We start from the raw sequence: 16,389 nt of genomic DNA, 5'->3' as shown, positions 1-16,389 counted from the left end.
TATGCACGACTTATTGACCAAAACAATTGATTTACAGAGTGGAAATGTTGAAGACAAACGACTAGAAATTCTGGAATACTTTGAAAAAACATGGGCAATTGATGAAAAGCTTTACACCCAACTGGCATCCGATGACATTTTTTACCATCGTGGAGACCCGCTTCGTCATGTACTGCTCTTTTATTTTGGACATACGGCCGTGTTTTATATCAACAAGTTCATGCTGGCCAAACTGATTGAAAACCGCATAAATCCTGAATTTGAATCAATATTTGCCATCGGGGTGGATGAAATGAGCTGGGACGATTTAAACGAAAAACACTATAACTGGCCGTCTGTCGATGCCGTAAGAGAGTATCGTCAGAAAGCCAGAGAAGTAGTAAAGAATGTAATTCTTAACTCCCCCTTAAATATCCCTATTGGTTGGAACGATCCGCTTTGGGTCGTTTTGATGGGCATAGAACATGAACGCATTCATCTAGAAACATCGTCGGTACTGATTCGACAATTGCCATTAAATGAAGTTGTGCCCGGTCTCTTCGGCAATATTTGTCCCGAAAGTGACGATGCTCCCGAAAACGAGTTTCTCCCTGTTCTCGGATCCGATATGAAATTAGGAAAACCCGCTTATCACAAACTATATGGTTGGGACAATGAATATGGACATTATTCTGAAAAGGTAGAAGATTTCTACGCAAGCAAATTTCTCGTTTCCAACGGAGAATTTCTGGCTTTTGTAACTGACAATGGATATAAAACCGAGGCGTACTGGACAAAAGAAGGATGGGAGTGGTGTAACTACAAACAAGCCGAGATGCCTCTTTTCTGGCGTCGCGATAGTACGGGCTACATGCTCAGGCTGGTTGCCGAAGAAATTCCCATGCCCTGGAACTGGCCTGTAGAAATAAATTATCTTGAGGCAAAGGCATTTTGTAACTGGAAAACTGCCCGCGAAGGCAAAATATACCGATTGCCTACGGAAGCTGAGTGGATTCGGTTATCTGAAGTATGCAACGTTCCGGATATGACTGAATGGTCTGTGGCTCCCGGCAATATAAACCTGGAACATTTTGCTTCGCCTTGTCCGGTAGACAAGTTCAAAACCGGAGATTTCTTCGATGTCATCGGTAATGTTTGGCAATGGACAGAGACACCTATCACCGGATACGCGGGCTTTAAAGTGCATCCGCTTTACGATGATTTCTCTACTCCTACATTCGACGGAAAACACAATCTGATAAAAGGCGGTTCGTGGATTTCGACTGGAAATGAAGCAACTCACCATGCGCGCTATGCTTTTCGCCGTCATTTTTACCAACATGCCGGATTTCGTATTGTGCAATCTGAAAAACCCTTGCAAATTCACAACGATGAATACGAAACGGACACAGAAATAGCCAATTCATGCGAGGCAAACTGGGGAGACATGTTTTCATCCACTCCGAACTTTTCTAAACAATTGGCCGAATTCATCGTGGAAATTACCAAATACAAACCTATTAGTCGGGTGTTGGACTTAAATGCCGATACCGGCAGACTGGCTTTTGAACTTGCCGGTCATTTCGATTCTGTTACAGCACTCGACATGTCGGCCCGGTTTATCCGCATGCCCATACAGCTTCAGGAAAAAGGTTTTCTCCGCTATATTGCAAAGGACGAGGGTGAGTTGGTTTTCTATCGGGATGTGGTACTTTCCGATTTTGGAATCGACGCTGACAAGCTTAATATACTATTTATGCAGGATAATGCAAACAACCTGAAACCAATTTACTCCGGCTACGATCTGATAGTGGTTCCGAATCTGCTGGAAGAACTGATCTGCCCTATTTTATTTTTGAAGAGTATACATGAACGATTAAACCATAATGGATTGCTGGTAATAGCCTCTACCTACGAATGGGAGATAAACAAAGTGAAACGCGAACACTGGCCCGGAGGTTTCAAGCAAGATGGTGAACCTATTACTTCTTTAGAAGGAATTCAACATATCCTTAGCGCCAATTTTGAGATGGTCTGCGAACCGAAGGATATTATTTTCAACCTTCGGAAATCGTCGCGAATATCGGAACAACGGACAAGTGAAGTGAGTGTCTGGCGAAAAAGATAGAAAACAAGCTCAACAGCAATTAAACTGTTGAGCTTGTTTTGTTTTATGATAGTTTTTTATCCGGTTCAAAACCTGACTATTTTGTACATAACCGTGTTCTGATGAATCAGTGGTTTATCGTGTGCAAAAAAGATGGTTCCATCGACCGGCGAAAAAATTTCGCTACGAACAGCTCCTGTAAATGGATCGAGAATTTTGGCCAACAAGTCACCTTCTTTGACCTCGTCTTTCGCACCGCGCAGACTGTACAAAATGCCGGCCTGATTTGATTTTATCGTTTTTAAATCCTGATCGGACAAAACACATGAATTATACCCATCGTGAATATTATTATCGATAATCTTCATGCTGTTCAGAAAACGCAGAATAGATAACCACGCGATTTTTGCAGATTCTTTATTAATCGTATCCGTATCGCCGGAGTAGATAGAAAAAGCCTGCGTATCGAACACCTGCCAATTGTAATTTAAAACCGTAGTATCGTAAGGCTTGGGCTTACGCACAAGCACATAAGGCAAACCAAATTTCTTAGCAAGCTTAGTATTCTGAAAACCCGTATCCATCATCCGCACATGCGGAATAAATTCGCCGGGCATGTAAAAACTGGCCAATTGTATTCCGTATTTAAAGCCCCTCACCTGCTCAAAAAGTGCAGAAGCTATACGCTGCGTGGTTTCTCCTTTATCGTACCCCGGGAACATCCGGTTGATATCCGTATTATCCATTGCCCAGAATCGCTTGTTGATATTCATCGAAAAATGATTGGCCGATGGAATTACAAGAATTTCATGGCCGGGCAAAATTCGTCCTTCATTCTCCAGTTCAATAAGGTTTTTCACCACTTGCGAGCAGGTAAATTGCTGTTGAATTTCATCGCCACGCATGGCTCCCACTATGGCTACAGATTTCTCTCCTTCACCAAACCGGAATCCCTGTATTTTAAAATCATCGCGGTAAGGCGACTTCATTTGGAATAATATCTCTTGTTTCATAACGAATCGTGACAAGGTGTTTTCGAAAAAATTCGGGCTATCAATGAACCTTCATAAACTACCGGATAAGTACGTAAAGTGAAAACAACTCCATCAACCGGTGAAAGTACATTCTGAAGAATCACACCCTCGAATGGATCAACAATCTGACAAAGCAAATCACCTTTTTTTACGTCTACGGAGTGTGAAACCGACGGAATAATAATACCCGATGCTTCCGCATTCATAAAACACACCTCACCCGTAGTAGAAAGCATTGGATGACTGATATCTTTCGAGACAGGACCGGACCACATCTTCATTTTTTTCATCATATTGAAAATGCCATCCACCAACCTGTTACCATAGTCGCGGGTTATACGCATTCCTATTCCCATTTCCACCACGATAGTCGGAGTTTTAATCACGTTCAGCGAATGAGCCAGTGTAGATTCCAGCACGGTAGCCGCATCATGAATCCATATAAAATCGATATTGAGCATTTTTGCATACGGAATGAGCTTGCGGGACATCTTTACGTTAATACGAGCCTGCGGCATTTCACGCAAAAAAATGTTGCTGGCGTGAATGTCAATCACCATATCGGCACCCCGCAAGTCCTGAATAATCTCGTAAGCTGTATGTTCTATCAAGTGGCCATTAGGATCGCCGGGAAATATGCGGTTCATGTCCAAATCAAAAGTCGGAATACCGCGGGTTACAGAGTCAACTCCAAGCGGATTGAGTGCCGGATAAACCTCAACAGTTCCATCCAGAAACTGAATATTCTCATTTAATCGGCGAATAAGTTCAAAACACACATATTGTCCTTCGAGTTCATCGCCATGGGTACCGGTGACAATACAAATTCGTTTTGGACCTGTTCCGTTTTGAATTACTTTCTTCCGAATCAGCAACCGCTCATCTACCGGAAGTCCTTCAGATATTATCGTTTTAATCATGAATGAATTTCTTCAACTTTTAAAAATACTTCTAAATTTTGCTGAGCCATACCGGTAAAAACACCTTTATCCAATGCGCAATCGGAGTAATCGCGACCATGAGCAATTTTTATGTATCCGGTTTCTATACAGCGGTCGTGTGTGGGATCGAAACCATACCAAACTCCAGCCTCATAGTATTCAACCCAGGCGTGGGTAAATCCTTCGCCCTGCATAAAACCACTTACGTAGCGAGCCGGAATGCCATTGCCACGGCAAAGAGCAATCAATGTATGAGCAAAATCCTGACAAACACCTTTGCCTATTTCCAATGCTTGCTCGGCGGTAGTTTGAATAGAAGTAACCCCCGATTCGTACACCAAAACCTTGCGCAATTTGGACGAAAGAAAAACCACTTTTTCAAGCGTAGTTGCATTGGTTGGCAACTTAGCATCGTCAAGCAACCTTCGAATATTACTCATTGGGAGGGTGTATTTGGAAGGATAAAGATATAGGCGATTAAGCTCTTCCTCTATGCTGTAATAGCTCTGTTCAACAATACCCGTTGCTTCAAATTCAAAAAAATTATGAAAATCTCCGATATAACCATCGTAAATCAGGTTTCCAAAGCTATCTCTTCCCACGCTTACAGTTCCATTGGGAGAAATCACACATTTTTCTTCAATAATTTTCTGAAAATCAAACACACTGGGCGCACATCTCAGCAAGAAATGATGTTTATATATGTTTTCACTAAAAGTTATTCGGGTCTTGTAACTATACTGTAGTTTTATCATTTTTTAGTGTTAAGCTCGAAATAAGGTATTTATAAGCTTCAATACTCCTATATTTTTATAATCGTCGAATGTAAAATACTGCTTTAGGGTCAATAAAGTCATTTCATCACAAATATAACATTCTTTTTCTATAGTGTGAAGCATGCGTTCAAAGATTTCATTGACGCGGTTAAACGGATAGTCGAAACGAATATGCAAATCCAGACTTTCGAGGTATTTTCCGAATTTAATGGAGTGTCTTATCTGATTATCAACAATGCGTTCGTCTATTGAGCCCCAAAATGCCAACATATAATCAGTAATCCGCTGAAGTCCCTCTATTCCCCGGGTTTGCACCTCGGGTTTATTCATGTAAGCAATGCTAAGTTCAATGTAACAAAGTGTCTCGGTCATAATTTCTTCGCGCAACATCATAGCATTATCTTTCACCCGCTCAAGCATATTTATGACCGATTCGGGATTTGAGAGGTCATACAAATAACGTCTTGTAAAATCATCGGCAGAAATGTACTTGTTCTCTATTCCCATTTTAGTACAAAAAACAATATACGAGTCTTTATCTTCATCTATCATGATGTCGAAATGTTTGCGAAGCATGTGCAAAGTAAGGTATACACGTTCGGCATATCTGCCTAACCAAAAAAGGCGATTAGCCTTTGCCGACGAAACGCCGGAGTTTATTTTTGTTGCTGTTAATGTTTGCATAATTTATTTTTTAGTTTCGTGTTACAAGGATTTAGTTAGAGTTAAATAAAAATAGTAAAGAGATACTCGTTACTTGTAACCATACCTTAGTAACTATGTTATTATTTTTTCATTATCCATGTATCTTTAAACCCGCCTCCCTGCGACGAATTGACTATGAACGATGTTGGATTGCGAGTATATCGTGTAAGTCCACTGTGCCAAACCTTGGTTTCCGCTTCGCTGATAACAAAGGCACGTAAATCCGACTTCCGAAACACTTTTTCTTCTCCTTCCATAATTTCCAGGTCGATGAAATCGATAATTTCTTGTGCAATCCAACGCCTCGGTTCGGTTTCGATAAGTCGTGTGATATTGGCCAGTTGCTCGTCGTTCATATCTCTTCCGAACATTACGCCGTATCCACCTGCTTCAGCCACATCTTTTATGACCAAGGTTTTCAGGTTTGCCAGCACATAGTTCTTATCATCAGCATAGTAAGGTAGATATGTTGGCGCATTTTGTAAAATAGCTTTTTCTCCCAGATAAAATTCAATCATCTTCGGCACGAAATAATATATCCCTTTGTCATCGGCCACCCCGTTACCCAACGCATTCATTATGGCTACATTGCCTTTGGCGTAAGCACGCATAAGGTTGGGAACACCCAGCAGCGAAGTACTTTCAAAAGCCAGCGGATCAAGATACTCATCGGAAATTCTGCGGTAAATCACTCCCACCCGTTCGCGCTTGTCAAACAGACCTTTATAATATACCGTATCGTTTTCCACGATCAAATCATCGGCAAAAGCCAGAATAACGCCTGCTTTTTCGGCCAAATAAGAATGCTCGAAATAAGCCGAGTTATATCGTCCGGGAGTAAGAATCACCTCCAGTCCGTTGTCGATATTCACATAATCCATCGCTTTTCGGATCAGCGTTGAATAATTCCGGTTATCAAATACTGCATTTTCTTTAAATGTCTCGGGCGAAACTTTACGGGTTACCGTTCGGGCAATCATTGGGTAAGAAGCTCCTGAAGGTATACGCAGATTGTCTTCGAGCACTATCCATTTTCCATCCTTAGCCTGTACTAAATCTATACCTGATATGTGAGAGAAAATTTTCTTTGATGGTGTTATGCCTTCGCACTGAGCCAGATATCCACTCGAAGAATAAATAAATTCTTCAGGGATAATGCCTTTTTTTACGATGTCTTTCTCATTGTAAACATCTTCCAGAAACATGTTTAATGCATTTACACGCTGTATTAAACCGGCTTCTATTTCTAGCCAGTCTTTGTGACTTATTACCCTTGGAATCGGATCGAACGGAAAAAGTTGTTCGTGAAAGTTGCCACCTTTATAAATTCCGAAACGAACCCCGAATCGCTCCATCCATTTGTTGACGGTGTCTCTTTGTTTTACTAGTGAATACATGTACTGCTTTTTAGTTTTACAATCTTTTTGATAGAATCAATTCTATTTTTGTATTATTATGTAATATATTCTTGCGACTACATATCCATATAATGCAAATATAGTTATTTTGATGATATTATGTCATATTTTATCAATTTATTGTCTCATTTTGTATCAAAACATTTAAATTCAGTATCAAAAAGAATTATTTCTATGAAATTTTAGTCACTTTAAGGACAGAATCATTCCGATACCTGTGCAGTTCGAGAAGTTTATACTGGCAATTAGTCCTACAAAAAAGTAATAATTATACAATTATTGGAATTATTACAACCATAACAGATAAGATGGAGAAGCAATTGGAGAAGATAACTGGTTGCATACTCAGGCTTTTTATCTTCACAATTAGTGGAAGTTGAAAATTAATTTCTACTTTTGCAAGTCAATAAAAACTCAGTATTTATGAATCCATTTAAGAACCTTCGAATTGCTATTTGTAACGACCATGCAGGTTACGAACTGAAAAACAAAGTTGTGGAATACCTTCAGGACGAAGGCGTAAAAAAGCTAAAAGATTTTGGAGCTTTTTCGGCCGAAAGCAGCGATTATCCCGACTACGCTCACCCAATGGCTACAGCTATCGAAAATAAAGAATTCGATTTTGGTATTTCAATTTGCGGAAGTGGCAACGGTATCAGCATGACATTGAATAAACACCAGGGTATTCGTGCGGCACTTTGCTGGAAACCCGAAATTGCAGCATTAGCTCGCCGTCATAACGACGCCAATATTCTTTCATTACCCGCTCGTTTTGTATCCGAGTCTGAAGCACTGGATATGATTTTTACATTTTTCTCTGCAGAATTTGAAGGCGGAAGACATAAAACACGTGTGGACAAAATCCCTTGTTAAACAGCGAACTAAGAGATAAAACATCCTTAGTTTCTGACATCTCATTCTAACCCCAAAAACTTTTCCAAAGGACAACCCTTTGGAAAAGTTTATTTTTACAACTATTATGCAACGAACAGAAATATCAGCTTACGGTGAATTCGGATTAATAAAACACCTGACCGACAAGTTCAAAATCCAGAACGAATCAACCTTGAAAGGAATTGGCGACGATGCTGCTGTTCTAAGCTATGAGAACAAAAAAGTGTTGGTTACCACTGACTTATTATTGGAAGGCATTCATTTCGATTTGGTGTATGTTCCGCTTATGCACTTAGGCTACAAAGCTGCTGTTGTTAATTTTTCAGACATATATGCTATGAACGGTCAACCGAAACAAATGACCGTTTCCATCGGTGTTTCGAAGCGTTTTTCGGTGGAAGATCTGGAACAGCTTTATGCCGGTATGGAGTTGGCTTGTAAAAAGTACGGAGTAGATCTCATCGGGGGTGACACTTCTGCTTCGCTCACCGGCCTAGCCATAAGTATCACCTGTATTGGCGAAGGCGAGGAAGGCAAAATAGTGTATCGCAACGGCGCCGGACAAACCGACCTGATATGCGTAACCGGAGACCTGGGATCGGCATATATGGGTCTGCAATTGCTGGAACGCGAGAAAATCGTATTTGCTGCCAACGATCAGGCTCAACCTGATTTCGAAGGACGGGATTATATCCTGCAACGTCAGCTAAAACCCGAAGCGAGAAAAGATATAATTGAACTCCTTCACGAAAAAAACGTAGTACCCACAGCCATGATGGATATTTCGGATGGATTATCTTCGGAATTGATGCACATTTGCTCGCAAAGCAATGCCGGATGCAGGGTGTATGAAGATAAAATCCCTATTAATTATCAGGCGGTAGTCATGGCCGAAGAACTCAACATGAGCATTGTAACCGCAGCGTTGAATGGTGGCGAAGACTACGAGTTATTGTTCACCGTATCGCTCGAAGACTACGATAAAATAGTGACTATGGAAGGCATTGCCATTGTTGGACACATGACTAAACCCGAACTGGGTTTACAGTTAGTAGGTCGCGAAGGCGAAGAAATTGAATTAAAGGCTCAAGGCTGGAATTCTCTGAAATAAAACAAATTATCCGCATATTATAAAATTACAAATTACCGAGAATATGAAGTTCAAACTATTCACCACCTTTATGCTGCTTTCAGCTTTGGGCGCCAATGCTCAATCTATTACTGAAAGCGATCTGAAAGATATCCGAAGCACCTTTACGCTTACGCCCGGTACAAAGGCAATTCAAAATGCTTTGACTACCGATGAGAACATCAAATCACTGGCTTTGAACCGTGATTTACAGGGTAAAATCGATCATTTTTTTAAATACCGGGTTACCGTAAAAGGTATTACAAACCAAAAAAGTTCAGGACGCTGCTGGATGTTTACCTCCATGAATGTAATGCGCCCGTTGGCTATGGACAAATACGGACTGGATAAATTTGATTTCTCGCACAATTATTTATACTTCTGGGATTTATTTGAAAAATCAAATCTATTTCTGGAAAATATTATCAGCACCGGTAAATTATCGCTCGACGACAGAGCGGTAAATCAGTACTTCAAATCACCGGTTGGCGATGGTGGTGTTTGGAACTTGTATCTCAACGCAGCCGAGAAATACGGTATCGTTCCGCAAGATGTGATGCCCGAAACAGCTCACTCCAACAACACCGGTCAATTTGTAAAAATACTGAACGAACTGCTTCGAAAAGGCGGATATGATTTACGCGAGATGGTAGCTTCAGGCAAAAAAACTACCGACGTACGTCAACAAAAGAAAACTATTCTCGCCGAAGTATATCGTGTGTTGGCCTTGTGCCTTGGCGAACCGCCTACCACCTTCACATGGCGTTATAAAGATAAAAAAGGCGAAGTAAAAGAGCTCAAAAACTACACTCCAAAGCAGTTCTACAATGACATTAAGCCTGCAGATTACTCTCCGGAAAACTATATCATGATAATGAACGACCCGACACGTGAGTATTATAAAATGTATGAAATACAAAACGACCGTAACACCGTTGAGGGTATCAACTGGGTATATCTGAACCTTCCTAACGACGACATCAAAAAAGCAGCATTAGCCTCTATTAAGGCCAATGAACCAATGTACGCATCGTGCGATGTGGGCAAACAGGCAAACCGCGAGACCGGAGTGTTAGACCCCAAAATGTACGATTACGAGTCTTTGTTCGGGGTGAAACTGGAAATGGACAAGAAAGCCCGCATCCTGACTCAGCAAAGTGGCTCTACTCATGCCATGACACTTATCGGTTGCGATGTTGATGCCAACGATAAGCCGATGAAATGGGAGTTTGAGAACAGTTGGGGAGAATCTGCAGGAAACAAAGGATATCTCACTTTTACCGATGAATGGTTCAATGAGTATCTGTTCCGCGTGGTGATTCATCGTAAATACCTCGATAAAAAAGCAATCGAAAGTCTGAAACAAAAACCTGTTCAATTGCCTGTTTGGGATTACATGAACTAAAACATGCTACTATAATATACAAAAAGAGAGCGAAAGATAAAAATCTTTCGCTCTCTTTTTGTATCGCTAAATTACATTTTACAAACTTTCCCCCACAGGATCGATGGATATGTTTGATACGGTTTTATTGCGTACGCCGGTATGAAAACGACTTACTTTTTTATTGATAATAAGCGTGGACGGAATGTATTCAAACTCTTTCTTATCCGAATTTGAAAGCAAATTCCAGGTCTGGTAACTTATCAGCATGAAACTGTGTTTCGACAAAATACTGGAGCTTATGCGGCTGGCTTTGTGTACCTTTACCTCGTCGGGGAACTGCTGGCGCAATTCATGAATTCCATGACGAATAACTTCACTCGTTGAGGCCAGTTTATTGGTATCGAATATATTAATGTTCACGCCACTGTCATTCTTAATCAAACGACGGGCATAGCGCAACAAAAACTCGTCTGACTCGTCGTGTATCAGAACCAGCGTGGAAGTAATTCCTTCAAAGCCCCGGTTTACAAAAACACCTACGCTGCAATTGGTATTTTCAATAAAGTACCGGGTCTTGTCTTTGATAAGCGTGCCGGGATAAAAGAAAGTCTGTTGCTTGGATATTTTGTTGATAATTGCGTTCAACCATTTAATATTACGAAACATGGAACTCTCTTTAAAGAAAGGTATGCCCGACAACGAAAGCCCCGCCCCCACCAACAAAAAGTCAAAGTTATTGTAATTGGCCGACTTCACTATTTCCAGCTCGATATTATCTGTTACCTTATATTCCGTTTCGAGCGGAATATTAAGTTCCGTCGCAGCTTCATTCACTCCCCTGAAACTATCCACCGAAAATTGCTCACCGTAAATCGGGTTAGTGTCCGTACCGGGAGTTATGTGTAATGCTGTCACCGCCAGGCTGTTTTTTGTACCATCTAACACCGTTTTGGCAACATTCAGTAATGCTTTACCATTTTCGGGGTTACCCAGCGCAACCATAGCCTTGAAGATTCCCTGTGTTTGCTGTATAATATATTCCTTTTCTACATCTTTTTCCGGGAAAATCATATTGATAAGCGACAAAGCCGGCGTAGTCATAAAAGTAGTGACCAAAGCCATGATTACCAGCATAACGAAAATAGGAGGCGGAAGTATACCCATTTCGTAACCGATATTCAATACGATTAGCTCCATCAGTCCGCGTGTATTCATCAAAACACCTATCGACAGACTATCCTTCCAGCTTTCGCCCAGTATGCGAGCCGTAAAAGCTCCACCCACAAATTTTCCGGTAACGGCTACCAAAATAAAAATTCCGCAGATAGTCCAGAGGTAAGGAGTATTAAGCAGTCCTATTTCGGTACGCAAACCCGTGAACACAAAAAACAGCGGCAACAGCAGCGTAACCGATACATCTTCTATTTTATCAATAATCAGCTTGCGGAAATGAGGAAGCTGAGGCATAACCACTCCGGCCAAAAATGCTCCGAATAAGGCATGAATACCAATTACCTGAGTGGCAAAAGCAGAAAGAATCAAAATCAACAACAAAAAAGCGACAATACTTTTATTCAGTACCTCGCTGTTGCTATAAATCTCACCAACCCGCTTCAGAAACGGGCGAACCACCATCAACATAATCACTACGTAAAGAATGGAAAAGCCAATGGTGTACAGCGAGCTTACAAAACTTCCGGTTTTGGCAATGGCTATAACCGCAGCCAAAATACACCAGGCAGTTACATCATCATTGGCTGCACTGGCAATAGCCATAGTACCCAGATGAGTTTTAGACAACCCTTTCTCCTGCACTATTCGCGCCAGCACCGGAAAGGCCGTGATACTCATCGAAATACCGATAAACAGCGCAAACGAGAGAAAATCTGTTTGTTTGGCAGCAAATTCATTATACACGAAATAAGCCAACAACATGCCTAAAAAGTAGGGAATAAGAATACTGGCATGACTGATAACGTAGGTTTCGCCTATCTTCTGCCGTAGCGTACTCAGGTTCAACTCCATCCCAATGGTAAACATAAATAGAATAAGCCCTATCTGGCTTAGAATATAAAGGTTACCCAAGGATTTTGGAGCGAATAAAAAGTGAAATGCGTCCGGATAAAAATAGCCCAACAGCGATGGACCCAGCACAATACCTGCCAGAATCTCGCCTATCACCGTAGGTTGTCCCATTTTGGCAAACAGGAACCCAAAAATACGCGATACAATTAAAATAGAAATAATCTGCAGAAGCAACATAGAAGCCGGTTCGGCTACATTGTTCAATAATGAGAGCTTGAATAATTGAAAATTATCAGAAGCCTGAGCGTTACTTACTAATTCAGCGGTATGATGTTTAGGAACATTAAATGACGTTGCTTTCTCAAACAACAGGTATGTGAAGAGGCTGAATAGTATCAACATCAACGCATAAAAAATCCAGGTTTTGATATGTGATTTCATTATGTCGTCTTTAATACCCGAAAGTTTTTGTATCACTCTGCAGAGCTGCACCTTCAGGCTGATTAATACGTAAAAAAACTGCGTTTTACCGCTTATTGAACAATCACTTGTAGTAATTGGTTTTCAGAGTACAAAGATAATGTTTTTTCAATGCGTTAATTGTGAATAATTCAACAATATTTGGTTATAACTATTGTTCTTCAACACATTTTTGCGAATGTCCTATTTATTGATTTACTTTGCAGAGTATTAGAACGGTTTAATTTATTCTTAAAAAAATGGAAGTTGGTATTAATTTTTGGATTGGTTTCGTAGTGTTTGTTGCCATCATGCTTTCGCTCGACTTATTCGTGTTTCATAAGAAAAATACGGTGGTCAAGGTAAAAGAAGCGCTCCTCTGGAGTTTATTCTGGATAGGGCTTGCCGTGGCTTTTAATTTAGTTGTTTACTTTTGGCTGGGTAAGGTCAAAGCACTCGAATTTCTTACCGGTTATCTTATTGAAGAGTCGTTGAGTGTCGACAATCTGTTCGTGTTTATTCTTATTTTCGGTTTCTTCAAAATAGACGCAAAATATCAGCACAAAATTCTTTTCTGGGGCATTATCGGCGCTATCGTTATGCGTGCCGTCTTTATTTTTGCGGGTGTAGCCATTATCGAAAAATTTGCCTGGGTGATGTATATCTTCGGAGCATTTCTGGTATACACCGGTATTCACATGCTGTTCGAAAAAGAAAAAGATGATTATAACCCCAATAAAAATCCGTTGATAAGGGGTTTCAAGAAAATTTTTCCGGTGACGGACGATATGTCCAGACCGCACTTTTTCATACGCAAGGATAAAATTCTCTATGCCACACCATTTTTCATCGCGCTGCTGGTAATCGAAGCTTCGGATCTTATTTTTGCGGTCGATTCTATTCCGGCGGTTTTATCGGTTTCCAAAGATCCGTTTATCGTTTACACATCCAATATTTTTGCCATTCTCGGATTGCGGTCGCTTTATTTTGCCCTGAACGGCATCATGGGCTACTTCCAATTCCTGAAATATGCACTATCGGGCATTCTGACCTTTATCGGATTCAAAATGTGTATCAACGAGCTTGCAGCCGAGTTGGGCTACAGCTTTCATATTTCCAATGTCACATCGCTGGCCGTGATAGTCAGTCTGCTTACTTTCTCCATCCTACTGTCTGTGGTAGTAAAGAAAAACGCCGAGCGGAAAATAGCCAAACAATAAATAACAACATCGCGCTAACCCGCGTGAGCTCATACTAAAAGAGGCAGTACAGATTTTTCTCTGTGCTGCCTCTTGCTTTATACCTCTATAGACGGGAACTTGGGTATTCTCATTCCGAATCGACGATCGAGACCATCATCCCAGTTCTGCAACCTAATATTTTATAATTTCTTCTCAAAACAAATACTCTTTTCCATTCCTTCGTATTGTCCGTAATTAGGTATTTGCTTGTAATTGTTTCTTGAATAAAGATGTATTGCATCAGGCATCATCTTCCCAGTTTCTAAAATGCTATGCACAAAACCTAATTCCTGCGCCCACAATTCCAGTTCTGCCAGTACTTTAGACCCAATCCCTTTTCCTCTCGCACTTTCAGCTACAAACATTCTTTTAATCTCTACAGTGTTTTGAGAGTACGGTCTTATTGCACCGCAGCCTACGGCCTTATTGTCATCGTATGCTACGACTACGTGTTTTATTGTTTCAATTTTATTATAAGGCTTACATTTTGAATGAGCTTCTTCATCAGCATGCGTCAGATACTCTTCTAAATTCATTACCAGATTGCGAAAATCTTCATGCTCAGAGTTCGTACGTTTTAATTCAATTGTCATTATATCAGTAATTATTTGTAGATTTCACAGCAAAACACTGCAATGAGTTTTCTCAATCGCGTAAAGAAATGATGTCGGTTTTCTTCCGACTCCTTCGTTTCCATATATCGTAGGTTTCAAGAAAATACATTATATCCTTAAACCGTGCACTTGCCGGTACAATGTCGATAAAATTCTGATTGATTCCATAATACCGAAAAAGATCACCCAGTGTTTTAAATTCGTTGGATTTGATGACTCTTTTCAGGCCGTGTCTGTCATCGTACAAATAGTAATCGTAATAATCTATATACTTATTCGAAGTTCCTGTGCTAAAATAACTTTCCTTCGTTGTTATTTCTTTGTACAGCGCCAAATGTCCCTGATAAATCAGGTTTAAGAACCGAAGTTTTTGTCTTTCGCTACTTACAAGACTTTTGTATTCAACCAATAATGTTTTGAACTTATAGTCTGTCGATCTGTACGTAAAACCGAAGCCTGCAATATCTTCAGGGGTAAAAGCCCTAAAGCGTTCAGTATTCTTTTCCCTGAAATACAATACCGACTGAAAAGATTTCAGGTCGATTCCATTGATTATGATTCCTCCTGAAAAAGGATCAAAAAATGGAATACTTACTTCACCCAGAACAGTATCATTGCTGTTTTTGATTATAAAGCCGGGCACTTTCCTTGCATAAACAGCATTTATGCCTAAAGTCAATACTACGCTTATAATAAAGAATCTTATTTTAATCATCCTCTTTCTTTGATAGATATTATTCAGGGTTTAGGGTAATTCTCCAACCCTAACAGAAGCATTATTATAGCTGCTTATTCATAAAGCATACCCGAAATGGTAAATGCTCAAAGTCCTTGGTTTCAGTTTCTTTAAATCCTTGTGCTGAATACCATTTCTTGAGTTTAGTATTCGAATCAATTAAAGCTACGGAAACACTCTTTCCACCTGACTCCTTTATTTTTGTCACGGCGAAATCCATTAATTTAACTCCAACTCCCTGATTTCTGAACTCCGGTACAACAGAGACTTTCTCAATGTAAAAGCCATCTATTTCCCTTGCCGATTTTTCAATTGCAATGCATCCTATCAATTGGCCATTCGTCGATATTGCATATAAATCAATCCCTTTGAGTAATTGAGTTCTTAATGTCGATTCATCTATAAATGCGTTATTTGTAGGATTATTTTGTCTGGTAAATCCAAAATCCCTTGCTACCGTTCCATGCGATACATTTAGAACCTGTACAATCGCCGATAAATCATCGCTTGAGCTGATAAAAGAAATATCCATAGAAATCATTTATTTTTTTACGGTTTGTCATAGAACAATAAATATTTGCTTTTTCAAAGCAAGGCACCATGCTGCTGCACGAATTCTACCTAAAATAGCACGGGGCGGTGAAATCTTTGTATTTTTCGTAGGTTCTCATAAGGCTAAGTGGAAATCAGAGGGTAAAATACGAGGGATATAAATAGAAAACGCCCCCCAAGTATGCTGCCCATAAGGCAAGCCCGGGAGGCTTATTATCATTGAGTTAGACAAATTGCAAGTAGAATGTTTTACTAAAACGGTGTGCGAAATTAACCCAATATTCGCATATGAGCAAACAATTGAGCATATATTTTTTGTATTTTTATTTATTTCCATATATCTTCTTCTTTCCAGCTTTCGGTAAAACTCTGCTGCCGTACGAATTCTATCC

Annotated in this window: 14 protein-coding genes; 5 read left to right on the top strand and 9 right to left on the bottom strand. The window is 40.2% G+C overall.

Annotated features, from left to right (window positions below; translation table 11 throughout):
* The first annotated feature begins 1 nt into the window (after position 1).
* A complete protein-coding gene (gene ovoA, locus PALPR_RS11105) occupies positions 2 to 2,107 on the top strand; it encodes a 5-histidylcysteine sulfoxide synthase (protein WP_013445729.1) in 2,106 nt (701 codons plus the stop codon).
* Between the two features lie 65 nt (positions 2,108 to 2,172).
* Here ovoA and PALPR_RS11100 read toward each other — a convergent pair whose 3' ends face one another.
* The 5 genes from PALPR_RS11100 to PALPR_RS11080 all read right to left on the bottom strand — a co-directional run bounded on the left by PALPR_RS11100 (position 2,173) and on the right by PALPR_RS11080 (position 6,939).
* Complete coding sequence (locus PALPR_RS11100; protein ID WP_013445728.1) at positions 2,173 to 3,099, bottom strand: M14 family metallopeptidase; 927 nt, start codon at positions 3,097 to 3,099, stop codon at positions 2,173 to 2,175.
* Entirely contained in the window at positions 3,096 to 4,040 is a 945-nt protein-coding gene (locus tag PALPR_RS11095) for a M14 family metallopeptidase (RefSeq protein ID WP_013445727.1), read from the bottom strand. The genes PALPR_RS11100 and PALPR_RS11095 overlap by 4 nt, the downstream gene beginning before the upstream one ends.
* Positions 4,037 to 4,816 (bottom strand): transglutaminase family protein, encoded by a 780-nt coding sequence (locus PALPR_RS11090; RefSeq protein ID WP_013445726.1) that lies wholly within the window; start codon positions 4,814 to 4,816, stop codon positions 4,037 to 4,039. Before PALPR_RS11090 ends, PALPR_RS11095 begins: the two co-directional genes overlap by 4 nt.
* 9 nt (positions 4,817 to 4,825) lie before the next feature.
* Complete coding sequence (locus PALPR_RS11085; RefSeq protein ID WP_013445725.1) at positions 4,826 to 5,521, bottom strand: alpha-E domain-containing protein; 696 nt, start codon at positions 5,519 to 5,521, stop codon at positions 4,826 to 4,828.
* A 101-nt stretch (positions 5,522 to 5,622) separates the two neighbouring features.
* Positions 5,623 to 6,939, bottom strand: a complete 1,317-nt coding sequence (locus PALPR_RS11080; protein ID WP_013445724.1) for a circularly permuted type 2 ATP-grasp protein — start codon at positions 6,937 to 6,939, stop codon at positions 5,623 to 5,625.
* A 444-nt stretch (positions 6,940 to 7,383) separates the two neighbouring features.
* On the opposite strand from PALPR_RS11080, the gene rpiB reads away from it, so the two are divergent.
* The 3 genes from rpiB to PALPR_RS11065 all read left to right on the top strand — a co-directional run bounded on the left by rpiB (position 7,384) and on the right by PALPR_RS11065 (position 10,388).
* The gene (gene rpiB / locus PALPR_RS11075; protein ID WP_013445723.1) at positions 7,384 to 7,833 is read left to right on the top strand and encodes a ribose 5-phosphate isomerase B; all 450 of its coding nucleotides are present in this window, start codon (positions 7,384 to 7,386) and stop codon (positions 7,831 to 7,833) included.
* Positions 7,834 to 7,936: 103 nt separating this feature from the next.
* Positions 7,937 to 8,965, top strand: coding sequence for a thiamine-phosphate kinase (thiL, locus tag PALPR_RS11070; RefSeq protein ID WP_148226529.1), 1,029 nt, complete (start codon positions 7,937 to 7,939; stop codon positions 8,963 to 8,965).
* A gap of 43 nt (positions 8,966 to 9,008) precedes the next feature.
* The gene (locus tag PALPR_RS11065) at positions 9,009 to 10,388 is read left to right on the top strand and encodes a C1 family peptidase (RefSeq protein WP_013445721.1); all 1,380 of its coding nucleotides are present in this window, start codon (positions 9,009 to 9,011) and stop codon (positions 10,386 to 10,388) included.
* A gap of 78 nt (positions 10,389 to 10,466) precedes the next feature.
* Here the strand turns inward: PALPR_RS11065 and PALPR_RS11060 are convergent, their stop codons facing one another.
* Entirely contained in the window at positions 10,467 to 12,836 is a 2,370-nt protein-coding gene (locus PALPR_RS11060; RefSeq protein ID WP_049777041.1) for a cation:proton antiporter, read from the bottom strand.
* A 278-nt stretch (positions 12,837 to 13,114) separates the two neighbouring features.
* Between PALPR_RS11060 and PALPR_RS11055 the strand changes: the two genes are divergently transcribed.
* The gene (locus tag PALPR_RS11055) at positions 13,115 to 14,074 is read left to right on the top strand and encodes a TerC family protein (RefSeq protein WP_013445719.1); all 960 of its coding nucleotides are present in this window, start codon (positions 13,115 to 13,117) and stop codon (positions 14,072 to 14,074) included.
* A gap of 161 nt (positions 14,075 to 14,235) precedes the next feature.
* Here the strand turns inward: PALPR_RS11055 and PALPR_RS11050 are convergent, their stop codons facing one another.
* The 3 genes from PALPR_RS11050 to PALPR_RS11040 form a co-directional block, all read right to left on the bottom strand.
* Positions 14,236 to 14,688, bottom strand: coding sequence for a GNAT family N-acetyltransferase (locus tag PALPR_RS11050; protein WP_013445718.1), 453 nt, complete (start codon positions 14,686 to 14,688; stop codon positions 14,236 to 14,238).
* 52 nt (positions 14,689 to 14,740) lie between these two features.
* Positions 14,741 to 15,424, bottom strand: coding sequence for a hypothetical protein (locus PALPR_RS11045; RefSeq protein ID WP_013445717.1), 684 nt, complete (start codon positions 15,422 to 15,424; stop codon positions 14,741 to 14,743).
* Positions 15,425 to 15,488: 64 nt separating this feature from the next.
* On the bottom strand, positions 15,489 to 15,977 hold the full coding sequence (locus tag PALPR_RS11040; RefSeq protein WP_041620908.1) for a GNAT family N-acetyltransferase: 489 nt from the start codon (positions 15,975 to 15,977) through the stop codon (positions 15,489 to 15,491).
* Positions 15,978 to 16,389: the final 412 nt, after the last annotated feature.

This window comes from Paludibacter propionicigenes WB4 (assembly GCF_000183135.1).
Classification (GTDB): domain Bacteria; phylum Bacteroidota; class Bacteroidia; order Bacteroidales; family Paludibacteraceae; genus Paludibacter; species Paludibacter propionicigenes.
The sequence above is the reverse complement of the archived record's forward strand: the minus strand, read 5'-3'. Positions and strand labels throughout refer to the sequence as shown.

Bases quoted from the DNA above. Each gene is read 5' to 3' on its own strand.
- ovoA (WP_013445729.1), top strand. From the start codon at position 2: ATGCACGACTTATTGACCAAAACAATTGATTTACAGAGTGGAAATGTT.
- PALPR_RS11100 (WP_013445728.1), bottom strand. From the start codon at position 3,099: ATGAAACAAGAGATATTATTCCAAATGAAGTCGCCTTACCGCGATGAT.
- PALPR_RS11095 (WP_013445727.1), bottom strand. From the start codon at position 4,040: ATGATTAAAACGATAATATCTGAAGGACTTCCGGTAGATGAGCGGTTG.
- PALPR_RS11090 (WP_013445726.1), bottom strand. From the start codon at position 4,816: ATGATAAAACTACAGTATAGTTACAAGACCCGAATAACTTTTAGTGAA.
- PALPR_RS11085 (WP_013445725.1), bottom strand. From the start codon at position 5,521: ATGCAAACATTAACAGCAACAAAAATAAACTCCGGCGTTTCGTCGGCA.
- PALPR_RS11080 (WP_013445724.1), bottom strand. From the start codon at position 6,939: ATGTATTCACTAGTAAAACAAAGAGACACCGTCAACAAATGGATGGAG.
- rpiB (WP_013445723.1), top strand. From the start codon at position 7,384: ATGAATCCATTTAAGAACCTTCGAATTGCTATTTGTAACGACCATGCA.
- PALPR_RS11065 (WP_013445721.1), top strand. From the start codon at position 9,009: ATGAAGTTCAAACTATTCACCACCTTTATGCTGCTTTCAGCTTTGGGC.
- PALPR_RS11060 (WP_049777041.1), bottom strand. From the start codon at position 12,836: ATGAAATCACATATCAAAACCTGGATTTTTTATGCGTTGATGTTGATA.
- PALPR_RS11055 (WP_013445719.1), top strand. From the start codon at position 13,115: ATGGAAGTTGGTATTAATTTTTGGATTGGTTTCGTAGTGTTTGTTGCC.
- PALPR_RS11050 (WP_013445718.1), bottom strand. From the start codon at position 14,688: ATGACAATTGAATTAAAACGTACGAACTCTGAGCATGAAGATTTTCGC.
- PALPR_RS11045 (WP_013445717.1), bottom strand. From the start codon at position 15,424: ATGATTAAAATAAGATTCTTTATTATAAGCGTAGTATTGACTTTAGGC.
- PALPR_RS11040 (WP_041620908.1), bottom strand. From the start codon at position 15,977: ATGGATATTTCTTTTATCAGCTCAAGCGATGATTTATCGGCGATTGTA.